Source organism: Streptomyces sp. NPDC014995 (genome assembly GCF_043080745.1).
Classification (GTDB): Bacteria; Actinomycetota; Actinomycetes; order Streptomycetales; family Streptomycetaceae; genus Streptomyces.
The window spans coordinates 157,069-169,684 of record NZ_JBIBVX010000018.1 but is presented as its reverse complement, the minus strand read 5'-3'; the positions used below and the strand labels follow the sequence as shown (position 1 = coordinate 169,684).

The 12,616-nt window shown below is 70.7% G+C and carries 12 protein-coding genes; 3 read left to right on the top strand and 9 right to left on the bottom strand.

The window, feature by feature from the left end:
• Nucleotides 1-3: 3 nt before the first annotated feature.
• On the bottom strand, nt 4-2,067 hold the full coding sequence (locus tag ACF1A1_RS31800; protein ID WP_392004454.1) for an APC family permease: 2,064 nt from the start codon (nt 2,065-2,067) through the stop codon (nt 4-6).
• Nucleotides 2,068-2,461: 394 nt separating this feature from the next.
• Here ACF1A1_RS31800 and ACF1A1_RS31795 point away from each other — a divergent pair, with 394 nt between their 5' ends.
• On the top strand, nt 2,462-3,130 hold the full coding sequence (locus tag ACF1A1_RS31795; RefSeq protein ID WP_392004453.1) for a potassium channel family protein: 669 nt from the start codon (nt 2,462-2,464) through the stop codon (nt 3,128-3,130).
• Nucleotides 3,130-3,807, top strand: coding sequence for a potassium channel family protein (locus ACF1A1_RS31790; RefSeq protein ID WP_392004452.1), 678 nt, complete (start codon nt 3,130-3,132; stop codon nt 3,805-3,807). Before ACF1A1_RS31795 ends, ACF1A1_RS31790 begins: the two co-directional genes overlap by 1 nt.
• Nucleotides 3,808-4,015: 208 nt before the next feature.
• Here ACF1A1_RS31790 and ACF1A1_RS31785 read toward each other — a convergent pair whose 3' ends face one another.
• The 8 genes from ACF1A1_RS31785 to ACF1A1_RS31750 all read right to left on the bottom strand — a co-directional run bounded on the left by ACF1A1_RS31785 (nt 4,016) and on the right by ACF1A1_RS31750 (nt 11,973).
• Complete coding sequence (locus tag ACF1A1_RS31785) at nt 4,016-4,768, bottom strand: DUF3159 domain-containing protein (RefSeq protein ID WP_392004451.1); 753 nt, start codon at nt 4,766-4,768, stop codon at nt 4,016-4,018.
• A 3-nt stretch (nt 4,769-4,771) separates the two neighbouring features.
• Nucleotides 4,772-5,170 (bottom strand): OB-fold nucleic acid binding domain-containing protein, encoded by a 399-nt coding sequence (locus ACF1A1_RS31780; protein WP_392004450.1) that lies wholly within the window; start codon nt 5,168-5,170, stop codon nt 4,772-4,774.
• Nucleotides 5,171-5,232: 62 nt separating this feature from the next.
• On the bottom strand, nt 5,233-5,949 hold the full coding sequence (locus ACF1A1_RS31775; RefSeq protein ID WP_392004449.1) for a response regulator: 717 nt from the start codon (nt 5,947-5,949) through the stop codon (nt 5,233-5,235).
• Complete coding sequence (locus ACF1A1_RS31770; RefSeq protein ID WP_392004448.1) at nt 5,943-8,513, bottom strand: ATP-binding protein; 2,571 nt, start codon at nt 8,511-8,513, stop codon at nt 5,943-5,945. Before ACF1A1_RS31770 ends, ACF1A1_RS31775 begins: the two co-directional genes overlap by 7 nt.
• A gap of 211 nt (nt 8,514-8,724) precedes the next feature.
• The gene (locus tag ACF1A1_RS31765; RefSeq protein WP_392004447.1) at nt 8,725-9,909 is read right to left on the bottom strand and encodes an alginate lyase family protein; all 1,185 of its coding nucleotides are present in this window, start codon (nt 9,907-9,909) and stop codon (nt 8,725-8,727) included.
• A 165-nt stretch (nt 9,910-10,074) separates the two neighbouring features.
• The gene (locus ACF1A1_RS31760) at nt 10,075-10,839 is read right to left on the bottom strand and encodes a DUF3710 domain-containing protein (RefSeq protein ID WP_392004446.1); all 765 of its coding nucleotides are present in this window, start codon (nt 10,837-10,839) and stop codon (nt 10,075-10,077) included.
• 1 nt (nt 10,840) lies between these two features.
• On the bottom strand, nt 10,841-11,392 hold the full coding sequence (gene dut / locus ACF1A1_RS31755) for a dUTP diphosphatase (protein WP_392004445.1): 552 nt from the start codon (nt 11,390-11,392) through the stop codon (nt 10,841-10,843).
• Nucleotides 11,389-11,973 (bottom strand): PaaI family thioesterase, encoded by a 585-nt coding sequence (locus ACF1A1_RS31750; protein ID WP_392004444.1) that lies wholly within the window; start codon nt 11,971-11,973, stop codon nt 11,389-11,391. The genes dut and ACF1A1_RS31750 overlap by 4 nt, the downstream gene beginning before the upstream one ends.
• 168 nt (nt 11,974-12,141) lie before the next feature.
• Here ACF1A1_RS31750 and ACF1A1_RS31745 point away from each other — a divergent pair, with 168 nt between their 5' ends.
• Nucleotides 12,142-12,606: a DUF3093 domain-containing protein gene (locus ACF1A1_RS31745; protein ID WP_392004443.1), complete on the top strand. Its 465-nt coding sequence runs from the start codon at nt 12,142-12,144 to the stop codon at nt 12,604-12,606.
• The last annotated feature ends 10 nt before the right edge of the window (nt 12,607-12,616 follow it).

Sequence of the window (12,616 nt, the reverse complement as noted above, 5' to 3'; positions counted from 1 at the left end):
CGGTCAGGCCTCCGGGCCGGCGGAGCTCGACGGCTCCTTCGCCCGGTCCTCCGCCGCGGGGCCGCGCCGGACCGAACCCGGAGCGCTCCACTCCTGCCGCTTGCGGGCCCGCTTCTTCGCCACCTCGGACGACTGCAACTGGTACGGCACCGAGGTCACCATCACGCCCGGGGTGAACAGCAGCCGGCCCTTCAGCCGCAGCGCGCTCTGGTTGTGCAGCAGGTGCTCGTACCAGTGGCCGACCACGTACTCGGGGATGATCACCGACACCGCGTCGCGGGGCGACTCCCGGCGCAGGCTCTTGACGTACTCGATGACCGGCCGCGTGACCTCCCGGTAGGGCGAGTCGAGGACCTTCAGCGGTACGTCGATGCCGCGCCGTTCCCACTCGTCGCGCAGCGCCCTCGTCTCGGCCGGGTCGACATTGACGGTGAGTGCCTCCAGGGTGTCGGAGCGCATCAGCTTGGCGTAGGCCAGGGCGCGCAGCGTCGGGCGGTGGATCTTGGAGATCAGCAGCACGGAGTGGACGCGCGACGGGCGGACACTGTCGTCGCTGGGGCCCTCGGGCGCGACCAGTTCCGCGGCCACGCTGTCGTAGTGGCGGCGGATCGCGGTCATCGTCCCGTAGAAGATCACCATGCCGAGCAGGGCCACCCAGGCGCCGTGGGAGAACTTGGTGACGAGGACGACGACCAGGACCAGGCCGGTGAAGAAGGCGCCGAAGGTGTTGATCGCGCGGGAGCGGACCATGCGACGGCGCTGGCCGGGATCCGTCTCGGTCGCCAGGTGCCGGTTCCAGTGGCGGACCATGCCGGTCTGGCTGAGCGTGAAGGACACGAACACGCCGACGATGTACAGCTGGATCAGACGTGTGGAGTCGGCGCTGTACAGGACGATCAGCAGGGTCGCCGCGCCGGCCAGGAGCACGATGCCGTTGGAGAAGGCCAGGCGGTCGCCGCGGGTGTGCAGCTGGCGGGGCAGGTAGCGGTCCTGGGCGAGGATCGAGCCGAGGACGGGGAAGCCGTTGTAGGCGGTGTTCGCCGCCAGGAACAGCACCAGGGCGGTGGCCGCGGCGAGCACGAGGAAGAGGAAGCTGCCCTTGCCGAAGACGGCCTCGGCGACCTGGGTGATCACCGGGTTCTGGACGTAGTCGGAGCCGACGGCGACGCCGTTCTTCAGCAGGTCGGCGGCCGGGTTCTCGGCCATGCGGACGTCGGTGACGAGGGCCAGGACGATGATGCCGCAGAACATGGTGACGGCCAGCAGGCCCATCATCGCCAGTGTGGTCGCGGCGTTCTTCGACTTGGGCTTGCGGAAGGCCGGCACGCCGTTGGAGATCGCCTCCACGCCGGTGAGCGCGGCACAGCCGGAGGAGAAGGCACGCAGCAGGAGGAAGAGCAGGGCGAAGCCGGCGAGGCCCTGATGCTCGGGCTTGATCGTGTACTCGGCCGTGGGCGCCCGCATGGTGTCCCCGAGGACCATCGCTCGGAACGCGCCCCACGCGATCATGAGGAAGACGCCTGTGACGAACACGTACGTCGGGATCGCGAAGAGCTTGCCCGACTCCTTGACGCCCCGCAGGTTCATCACCGTCAGCAGCACCACGACGGCGACCGCGCAGGCCACCTTGTGCTCGACGACGAACGGGATCGCGGAGCCGAGGTTCTCGATGCCGGAGGAGATGGAGACGGCGACGGTCAGGACGTAGTCGACGAGCAGCGCGCTCGCGACGGTGAGGCCGGCCTTGGGGCCGAGGTTGGTGTTGGCCACCTCGTAGTCGCCGCCGCCGCTGGGGTAGGCGTGGACGTTCTGGCGGTAGGAGGCAACCACGGTGAACATCAGTACGACGACCGCGAGCGCGATCCACGGGCTGAAGTGGTAGGCCGACAGGCCCGCGATCGACAGGACCAGCAACACCTCCCCGGGCGCGTAGGCCACGGAGGAGAGCGGGTCGGATGCGAAGACGGGAAGGGCGATGCGCTTCGGCAGGAGCGTTTCTCCGAGCCGATCACTGCGCAGAGCGCGCCCGATCAGGATCCGTTTGGGCACGTCGGTCAGTTTGGACACAACAGAGGATCGTAAGCCTTCGAACAGGGGGCCGCCCACTCGGCCCCGGGCTCGGTCGGGTGACGCCGTGCCGCGTCTGCCTCCCGGGTGAATTCGGCCTCGCCGCGACGGCGGATTGCCCGGCCGGGGCGATCGGCATGCCTATATGACAATCCCTCGCCCGCTGCCGCCTCTGGGAGGTTTCATGCACACGACCGCGGAGCTGATCGGCGCCCTCGGCACCCTCGTCGGCCTCGGCATTCTCGCCGTCCTCAGTCTCTGGAGCATCAGCCGTCGCTGAGCCCGCTGACTGCGCACGGGGGTGCCCACCACGTACCGCGCATGTGTAGCTTGGTCAGCGGTCTGAGACCCTGTTCAAGCCAAGTCAGCAACCCTTGACCTCGGAAGGACGGTCGTGCACATCGTCATCATGGGCTGCGGCAGAGTGGGCTCCGCTCTCGCCCAGACCCTGGAGCAACAGGGGCACACGGTCGCCGTGATCGACCAGGACCCCACCGCCTTCCGCCGCCTTGGCTCCTCCTTCGGCGGCCGCCGGGTCACCGGAGTCGGCTTCGACCAGGACACCCTGCGCGAGGCGGGCATCGAGGAGGCCGGGGCCTTCGCCGCCGTCTCCAGCGGCGACAACTCCAACATCATCGCCGCCCGCGTGGCCCGTGAGATGTTCGGCATCGAGAACGTCGCCGCCCGTATCTACGACCCCCGCCGCGCCGAGGTCTACCAGCGCCTGGGCATCCCGACGGTGGCCACGGTCCGCTGGACGGCCGACCAGATGCTGCGCCGGCTGCTCCCGTCGGGCGCCGAGCCGCTGTGGACCGACCCCACCGGTGGCGTCCAGCTCGCCGAGGTGCACGCCTCCGCCTCCTGGGTGGGCCACAAGATCAGCAAGCTGCAGGAGGAGACGGGCGTCCGCGTGGCGTTCCTGACCCGCCTCGGCGAGGCGATCCTGCCCACCTCGCAGACCGTGTTGCAGGAGGGCGATCTGGTGCACGTGATGATGCGCAGCGACGAGGTCGAGAAGGTCGAGGCGTCGTTCGCCGAGGGCCCGAGGGAAGGCGGTCACTGATGAGGGTCGCCATTGCCGGAGCAGGAGCCGTCGGCCGCTCGATCGCGGGCGAACTGCTGGAGAACGGCCACGAGGTCCTGCTCGTCGACAAGGCGCCGACCGCCATCTCGGTCGAGCGCGTCCCACAGGCGGAGTGGCTGCTGGCCGACGCCTGCGAGATCACGTCCCTGGACGAGGCGGCGCTCCAGCGCTGCAACGTCGTGATCGCCGCGACGGGCGACGACAAGGTGAACCTGGTCGTCTCGCTCCTCGCCAAGACGGAGTACGGCGTCCCGCGCGTCGTCGCCCGCGTCAACAACCCCAAGAACGAGTGGCTCTTCAACGAGTCCTGGGGCGTGGACGTCGCCGTCTCCACCCCCCGTCTGATGTCCGCGCTGGTAGAGGAGGCGGTGAGCGTCGGCGACCTGGTCCGCCTGCTCCGCTTCAGCCACGGCGACGCCAACCTCGTCGAACTGACCCTCCCCGAGGAGTCGGCCCTGGCCGGCACCCGGGTCGGCGACGTCGAGTGGCCCGAGGACACCTCCCTGGTCACCATCATTCGCGGCAACCGCGTCCTCACCCCGTCGCGCGAGGACTCCCTGGAGCCCGGCGACGAACTCCTCTTCGTGGCCGCCCAGGCCCGGGAGGAGCAGTTGGAGGACCTGCTGTCGGTACGGCGGGAGGACACGGGCGGCTGAGCCGTCCCGAACGACCGACGCCGGACGGGCTGACCGGATCAGCCCGTCCGGCGTTCGAGGACGAGGCCCGTTCGAGGACGACCCTCGGCGAGGACGACGCCCGTTGAGCACGACGCCCGTTCAGGGCCGGAGGGTCAGGGCCAGAGGGTTCTGAAAGCGGGGCTCTGGGGGCGGCGGCCCCCAGCGAGGACGGCATCGACGCCGAAGGTTACGCGTCCCGGCGGTGCCGCCCACCAGCCTCCGCGCCCTCCTTGGCCGCGGCTTCCTTCGCCGCGGCTTCCTTCTCCTCCGCCTCCATCTCGGCGAAGACGTCGATCGGCGCCGGCGCCTTCGCCAGGAACACCCAGGTCAGCCACACGGCCAGCAGGAACGGCGGGATCTTCAGCGCGACCAGCACCCAGCCCAGCTGCGTCGTGTCGGCCCACCAGTACAGCGGGAACAGAATCGCGCACTTGCCGAGCAGGATCAGTCCCCAGGCCCAACTGGCCTTGGCGTACGCCTTCTTGCGCCCGGGATTGCGGGTCCGCCAGGAGAGGTTCTCCTTGAAGACCGGCCCGAGGATCAGCCCGAGCAGCGGTACCCCGCACAGCGTCGTGATGATGTACGCCAAGGACAGTCCCAGCGTGTACAGCATGCCGGGCAGGTAGAAGTCCTTCGCATTGCCGGTCATCATCGCGAACACGACACCGAAGGCGACACCGAAGACACCGCTGAAGGCGTGCTTCACGGTGTCCTTCATGGCCAGGCGGACCACGACCAGGACCAGCGACACCGCGAGCGCGGCGATCGCCGACATGTGCAGGTCCTTGTTGATCGTGTAGATCGTGACGAAGAGCAGGCCGGGCAGCACCGTCTCGACCATGCCCCGCACCCCGCCGAACGCCTCGAACAGCGCGGCCTCCGTCACCGTCCGGGCGTCGTCCTGCTGAGTGTCTTCGGTCGGCTTGTCGAGCGACGTCACCGGCTACTCCCTACCGAGGGGTCTCAGTTCGTACTTCGGGTTGAACAGCACGCGGCGGCCCCGGCTCATCGAGATCCGGCCCGATGCTATGAGGCGGCGCCCCGGTTCTATCCCCACGATGGAGCGCCTGCCCAGCCACACCACGTCCAGCGCGGCGGAACCGTCGAACAGCTCGGCCTCGAGGGCCGGGACTCCGGCGCGCGGCCGCAGGGTGACCGTGCGCAAGGTACCAGTAACCGTCACTATCTGTCGGTCCTGGCAGTCTCCGATCCGGGTACAGCCGGCGGTGTCGGCGTCCTCCCGCAGCTCCTCGGACTCCAGGTCCTCCTGCGACGAGGAGAGCCGGTCAAGCATGCGCCGGAACCGGCCCACCGGCTTTTCGGAACGAGGAACAGCACTCATATCAGAAGCGTACCGGGGCGCACCGTCAGGACCGCAGCCGCGTACCACCGCGCCCGAACGGCTCACTTCTCGAACCGGTATCCCATGCCCGGCTCGGTGATGAAGTGCCGGGGATGCGACGGATCAGCCTCCAGTTTCCTGCGCAACTGTGCCATGTACACGCGCAGGTAGTTCGTCTCCGTCCCGTACGACGGCCCCCACACCTCCTGCAACAGCTGCTTCTGGCCGACCAGCCGGCCGGTGTTGCGCACCAGCACCTCCAGCAGATGCCACTCGGTGGGCGTCAGCCGTACGTCCTTGCCACCCCGGTCGACCTTCTTCGCCGCGAGGTCGACGGTGAACGCGTCGGTCTCCACCAGGACGTCGTCCTCGCCGACCCCGGCGGGTTCGGCCCGGCGGACGGCGGCCCGCAGCCGGGCCAGCAGCTCGTCCATGCCGAAGGGCTTGGTGACGTAGTCGTCGGCGCCCGCGTCGAGCGCCTCGACCTTCTCGTCCGAGGAGTGCCGGGCGGACAGGACGAGGATCGGCACCCGGGTCCAGCCGCGCAGTCCCTTGATCACCTCTACGCCGTCCATGTCGGGCAGTCCCAGGTCGAGGACCACGACGTCCGGAGGGCGGGCTGCGGCGAGCCGGAGGGCGGTGGCCCCGTCGTGGGCCGAGTCCACCTCGTACTTGCGCGCCCTGAGGTTGATCACGAGGGGCCGCACGATCTGCGGCTCGTCGTCGACCACGAGCACCCTCGTGGGGGTCTGGGGGTGCCCCCCGGCCGGGCTCAGCATGCGGCCTGCCTTTCCGGATGTACGGGGAGTTCCTCTCCTGCGGCTCCCTCGTCGAAGGGCTCCGCGCACGATCCCGCCGCGCGGAGCGTGAGGACCATGGTGAGACCGCCGCCGGGTGTGTCCTCGGCGGTGAGGGTGCCGCCCATGGCTTCGGCGAAGCCTCGCGCGACGGCCAGGCCGAGTCCCACTCCCGCCCCTCGTGGAGCGTCACCGTACCGCTGGAAGGGCGCGAAGATGCGCTCCTTCGCCTCGTCGGGCACTCCGGGTCCCCGGTCGACGACGCGTATCTCGACGCGGTCGGTGACGGCGCTCGCCGAGACGAGGACCGGCTCGCCGTCCGGGCTGTACTTGACCGCGTTCTCGACCAGGTTGGCCACCGACCGCTCCAGCAGCCCGGCGTCCACGGCGACCATGGGCAGCGTCTCCGGGATGTCCAGCTCCGCGCTGTCCTCCGGGACCCCGCCGAGCGCCATCGGCACCACCTCGTCGAGGTCGGTCTCCCGGATGACCGGGGTGACGGTGCCGGTCTGGAGGCGGGAGACGTCGAGCAGGTTACCGACCAGGTGGTCGAGCCGGTCCGCGCCCTCCTCGATCGCCGCCAGCAGTTCGGCCTCGTCCTCACCGGACCACTCGACGTCGTCCGACCGCAGCGAGGAGACCGCCGCCTTGATCCCGGCCAGCGGCGTCCGCAGGTCGTGGCTGACGGCGGCCAGCAGCGCCGTACGGATGCGGTTGCCCTCGGCGAGAGCGCGGGCCTGGTCGGCCTCCTCCTGCAGGCGCCGCCGGTCCAGCGCGACGACCGCCTGTGCGGCGAACGCGGCCAGCACCCGCCGGTCCTCCGCGGGCAGCACCCGCCCGGTGAGCACCAGCGCCACATGGTCCCCGACCGGCACGTCGACGTCCGCGTCCTCCGGCCGCTGCACCGGCCGCCCGACGCCGGCATCGCCCACGCAGGTCCAGGGTCCTCTGTCGCTCTCCCGCTCCAGCAGCGCCGCCGACTCCATGCCGAAGGTCTCCCGCACCCGCTCCAGCAACGCCTCCAGGCCGGTCTCCCCGCGCAGGACGTTGCCCGCCAGGTAGGACAGGATCTCCGACTCGGCCCGCAGCCGGGCCGCCTGGTGGGTACGCCGGGCCGCCAGGTCCACCACCGACGCCACCGACACCCCGACCCCGACGAAGATCACGATGGCGACGATGTTCCTGGGATCGGCGATCGTCCACCGGTACAGGGGCTCTGTGTAGTAGTAGTTCAGCAGCAGGGAGCCCACGGCCGCCGAGGCCAGGGCCGGCAGCAGTCCACCGAGCAGCGCCGCGGCCACCGTCGCCGTCAGGAACAGCAGCATGACGTTGGCGAGGCCCAGGGGGACGGTGTTCAGCAGCACCGCCGGCACGACCGGACCGGCCAGGCCGACCAGCCAGCCCCGGATGATGCGGTTTCTGCCGAGCCGGGCGCCCCGGGCCACCGGCAGCCCCCGCCCCTTGGCGACCTCTTCGTGGGTGACGATGTGCACGTCCAGGTCGGGCCCCGACTCCCGGGCCACCGTCGCGCCGACCCCGGGCCCGAAGACGTACTGCCAGGCCTTGCGGCGGGAGGAGCCGAGGACGATCTGCGTGGCGTTCACCCCCCGGGCGAAGTCGAGCAGTGCGGCCGGTATGTCGTCGCCCACGACGTGGTGGAAGGTGCCACCCAGGTCCTCGGCCAGGGTGCGCTGCACGGCCAGTTCCTTCGGCGAGGCCGACGTCAGGCCGTCGCTGCGCGCTATGTACACGGCCAGGACCTCGCCGCCGGCACCCTTCTCGGCCAGCCGCGCCGCCCGCCGGATCAGCGTCCGCCCCTCGGGGCCTCCGGTCAGCCCGACCACGATCCGCTCCCGCGAACCCCAGATCGCCGACACCCGGTGCTCGCTGCGGTACTGCTTCAGGTACGCGTCGACCCGGTCCGCCACCCACAGCAGCGCCAACTCCCGCAGGGCGGCGAGATTCCCGGGGCGGAAGTAGTTCGACAGGGCCGCGTCGACCTTGTCGGGCCGGTGGATGTTGCCGTGTGCCATGCGGCGGCGCAGGGCCTGCGGCGACATGTCGACGAGCTCGATCTGGTCGGCCCGCCGTACGAACTCGTCGGGGACGGTCTCCCGCTGCCGCACCCCGGTGATCGACTCCACGACGTCGCCGAGGGACTCCAGGTGCTGGATGTTCACCGTGGAGATCACGTCGGTGCCGGCGGCGAGGAGTTCCTCGACGTCCTGCCAGCGCTTGGCGTTGCGCGAGCCCGGGACGTTGGTGTGGGCCAGCTCGTCGACGAGGGCCACCTGCGGGCGGCGGGTGAGGACGGCGTCCACGTCCATCTCGGTGAAGACGCCGCCCCGGTACTCCAGCTCCCGGCGCGGGACCTCCTCCAGGCCGTCCAGCATCGCCTCCGTACGCGGCCGACCGTGGTGCTCCACGAAGGCCACCACGCAGTCCGTGCCGCGCTCCACCCGGCGGTGCCCCTCGGACAGCATCGCGTACGTCTTGCCCACGCCCGGTGCCGCACCGAGGTAGATCCGAAGCTTGCCGCGTGCCATGACCTCATCGTCTTCCGGTGACCGTTGCCTGCGCTGCGTCGACCTTACGGCCAACGATGCGGACGAACGGGGCGAGGAGGAGGGTACGGGACGCCTTTGACGCAACCCTGACGCGGCGGACACACCGCAGGCCGACCGGCTCATGCCCCTCCCCCTCACTGGTTCGTCGCTTCCCTCTCACCGGTTCATCGGATGAGGCCCCCCGATCGGTTCACGCCGTGCTGTCCCCGTGCGTGAGCGTCTCCCAGGCGACGAAGAGGTTGTTGGTGCCGGCCGGGCGGTTCTCCAGGGTCAGGGTCCGGGTGTTCGTCATCGCGGTGCCCAGGCGGTTGTGCAGCGCGTTGTAGCCGACCTCGGTGACCGGGCCGAGTCCGAGCTTCACGGATCCACCGCACAGCCAGCTCGGGACGGCGGTGCCGAGCTGGTACTTGGCGTGGAGGCCGAGGGCGTGCCGCAGCCGCTCGCCGACGTCGGTGCCGTACAGGTCCTGCCCCTGGATCCGGCTGGTCTCGGCGACGTGCGAGATCGCCGAGATGCCGTACCCGGTGTGCGTGAAGTCGCGGCAGGTCTCCTGGCTGAGGCCGGTGACGAAGGTGGACTGCCCCTGCCAGTAGGCGACGATCTTCTCCCGGGTGTTCAGGTTCTGGCTGGGCACGGTCTTCGGCAGATCGCCGTCGGAGGCCAGGTAGACGTACGCGGCCGTACGGGTCCGGAAGCGCGCCATGGCCTTGTCGTACGACGCCTTGTCCTCCAGGAAGACGGAGATGCCGACGGCGGCCTCCATCATCGACAGCTCCCAGTTGCCGTTGGAGTTCGAGCCGTTGATGATCTCGGGCAGGTAGACGTCCCGGAGAATGGTCGCGAAGCGGCCGGAGTTCGGCCAGGTGCCGGTGTACGCGTGCCTGATGATCTCGGCGGCCCTGGGCCAGGAGGAGCCGGCCCAGCCGGTCTGGAGGGGCGCGTTGCTGTTGGTGTGGTCCCGGATCACGGCCGACCACGCGTCCATCAGCTCGATCGCCTTGCGTGCGTAGCGGTCGTCGCGTGTGACGTACCAGGCGAGGGCGTGGGTGTAGGCGGCGAGGGCGTCCTCGCGCTCGTCCGTGCAGCCGTTGTTCGGCGTGGAGTAGGACCCGCACTCGACGATCTCGCGCGGCTTGGGGACGCGGTTCAGGTCGGCGTACCTGCTGGCCAGCATCCGGTCGAAGGCGCCCTTCCACGGCTGGGCGCCGGCGTCGACCTGCCGGCGGGTGAAGTCGAGCTGGGCCCGGGAGACGGTGACCCCGGGGTGGACGAAGGTGGCGGGGGCGGCCTCGGCGCGGTGGGCGGTCGTGGCCGGTGCCGTGAGGGTGCCCAGGAGGAGGGCGGTGACGGTCGCGAGGAAGGCGGTTCGAGGCACAGCGGCTCCGTTCTCGTATGTGAACTTAGAGCGCCCTCATGAACCAGGCGTTGAGCGGAGACCGTAGGTACAGACCAATCAGGCGTCAAGGGTCCGCGCAGCGAGAAGGGCCGCACCCCCTGTGGGGTGCGGCCCTTCTCTCTGTGTGTGTCTCCAGGTGTGTCTCTAGCGGACCTCGGTGATCTCCGGTCCGCGCTGGAGCTGGCCCATGCCGCCGGAGAAGCGGGAGCCCGCCTCCTCCTGCTGGACACTCTCGGGGACCATCTGGGCGTCGTTCGGCAGCTTGAGGACGATCGGGTCGCGGGGCGCCATCGGGCCGTCGCCGCGGACCACGACCGTGTCCCGGAAGATCTGCTCGAGCAGGCCGGCCGCCTGCGGCTGTACCGCGCCCTGGCCCGAGATCACTCCGCGCAGGAACCAGCGGGGGCCGTCCACGCCGACGAACCGCACGACATGGAACCCACCCGTGCCGTCCGGCAGCTGCACCGGCACCTGGGCCCGCAGCTCCCAGCCCAGCGGGCCCTCGACCTCGTCGACGATGCCGCCCTGCTGGGTGATGCCCGAGCCGATCTCCTCGCGCACCTCGCCCCAGATGCCCTCACGCTTGGGCGCGGCGAAGGCCTGCAACTGGATGGCGCTGTCGCGCAGCACGACGGTGGCCGCGACGATCGCGTCGCCCGCGACCTCGACCCGCAACTCCATGCCGTCGACCCCGGGCACGAAGAGCCCGCCCAGGTCCACCCGGCCCTCGCCGGGGTCGCGTACCTCCGAGCTGTCCCACGGCCCGTCGGGCCGCGGCTCGGGCTCGAGCCGCACGCGCTCACGCTCGCCCGCCACCTCGTCCGCCTCAGTGTCGACACTGTCGACGACCTGCTCGGCCTCGCCGGCCGCGTCCTCGGCGGCACCCTTCTTCTTGCGACGTCCGAACACGTCACTGTCCTTCCCGGTCGGATACGACCGAAGCGTATCGATTCCCACCCGTCGCGCCGCCCACGGCGGCCTGACCGCTTGTGCCGCCCCCGCCGTCCACCGCGGCGTGGCCACCGGTGGACCCGAAGCCCCCCTCGGCCCGCGCCGAATCGGGAAGCTCCGCGACCTCCTGGAAGCGGACCCTCTCGACCTGCTGGACGACCAGTTGGGCAATCCGGTCGAAGCGCTCGAACCGCACGGACTCGCGCGGGTCGAGATTCACCACGATCACCTTGATCTCCCCACGGTACCCGGCATCAACCGTCCCCGGGGCATTCACGAGGGCGACACCGCACCGGGCGGCCAGCCCCGAACGAGGATGCACGAAGGCCGCGTACCCCTCGGGCAGCGCGACGGACACCCCCGTGGGCAACACCGCGCGCTCCCCCGGCGCCAGCTCGCGGCTCTCGGTGGTCCGCAGATCCGCCCCCGCGTCACCGGGATGCGCGTACGTCGGAAACGGTACGTCGGGGTCGACGCGCCGGATCAGGACGTTCACGGGAGTACGGCTCACGGGTTCACCTCGAAGGCGCGGGCGCGCCGGACCTGGTCCGGGTCGCTCATGGCCGCCTGGATCTCCTCCTGACGGCCGTGGTGGACGAAGTGCTCGACCTTGACCTCGACGAAGAGCGCCTCGGCACGGACGGCGACGGGCCCGTCGGGGCCGCCGATCCGCCCGGTGGCGGTCGAGAAGATCTTCCGCCCGGCCACCGCCGTCACCTCGGCCTCCAGATACAGCGTCGTACCGACGGGCACGGGCCGCACGAAGTCGGTCTCGAGCCGTCCGGTCACGGCGATCGTCCGCAGCAGCCAGTTCAGCGAGCCGAGCGTCTCGTCGAGGGCGCTGACCAGGACACCGCCGTGCGCCAGCCCGGGCGCTCCCTGATGGGCGGGCCGCACGGTGAACTCGGCGGTGACGGTGACCCCTTCGCCGGCCCGCGCCTCCAGATGCAGCCCGTGCGGCTGCGCGCCGCCGCACCCGAAACACTGTTCGTAGTGGGCACCGAGGAGCTCGCCGGGTACGGGAGCGTCGGGGTGCCGAACCGGCTTGACGGCGTCGGCCGGAGGCTGAAGAGCTGGGGAAGTACCACTCACAGCCGCAGACCTTACCCGCCCTCCCGGCACCCACCGGCATCCCGACCGACGCCGCCGCGCGCCAGCACCCCGAGCCACTCGTCGCCCACCGCCACACCGACCGACAGCGCTGCGCGCCGCGGCCCCCTGGCCCTGGTCGTGTCCGGGCACCGTGCCAAGCTTGGCTCCATGCAGCTCTCCACCACCCCGTACGAAGAACGCCTCACCGCCCCGCGCTCGTGGTGGTTCGTCTCGTTCCTCGTGGGCGTCTCCTTCGCCCTGATCCTGCTGCCGTTCGGCACCCTGCCGATGCTCGGCGGCCTGGTCGGCGGGACCGCCGCCGCCGCGGTCGTGGCCAGCTCCTACGGCTCCGTCCGGATCCGCGTCGTGGGCGACTCCCTGATCGCGGGCGAGGCGAGGATCCCGGTCGCGGCACTGGGCGAGGCGGAGGTGCTGACGCCCGAGGAGGCGCGCGCCTGGCGCACGTACAAGGCCGACACCCGCGCCTTCCTGCTGTTGCGCGCCTACATCCCCACCGCGCTGCGGGTGGAGGTCACCGACCCGGACGACCCGACGCCGTACCTCTACCTGTCGACGCGGGAGCCCGAGCGTCTGGCCGAGGCGCTGCGGACGGCGCGGGAGACGGCGGCGTAGGCAAAGCTTT

Excerpts from the sequence above, each read along its gene's own strand:
- ACF1A1_RS31790 (WP_392004452.1), top strand. The coding sequence starts at position 3,130 with ATGAGGGTCGCCATTGCCGGAGCAGGAGCCGTCGGCCGCTCGATCGCG.
- ACF1A1_RS31780 (WP_392004450.1), bottom strand. The coding sequence starts at position 5,170 with ATGAGTGCTGTTCCTCGTTCCGAAAAGCCGGTGGGCCGGTTCCGGCGC.
- ACF1A1_RS31775 (WP_392004449.1), bottom strand. The coding sequence starts at position 5,949 with ATGCTGAGCCCGGCCGGGGGGCACCCCCAGACCCCCACGAGGGTGCTC.
- ACF1A1_RS31770 (WP_392004448.1), bottom strand. The coding sequence starts at position 8,513 with ATGGCACGCGGCAAGCTTCGGATCTACCTCGGTGCGGCACCGGGCGTG.
- ACF1A1_RS31745 (WP_392004443.1), top strand. The coding sequence starts at position 12,142 with ATGCAGCTCTCCACCACCCCGTACGAAGAACGCCTCACCGCCCCGCGC.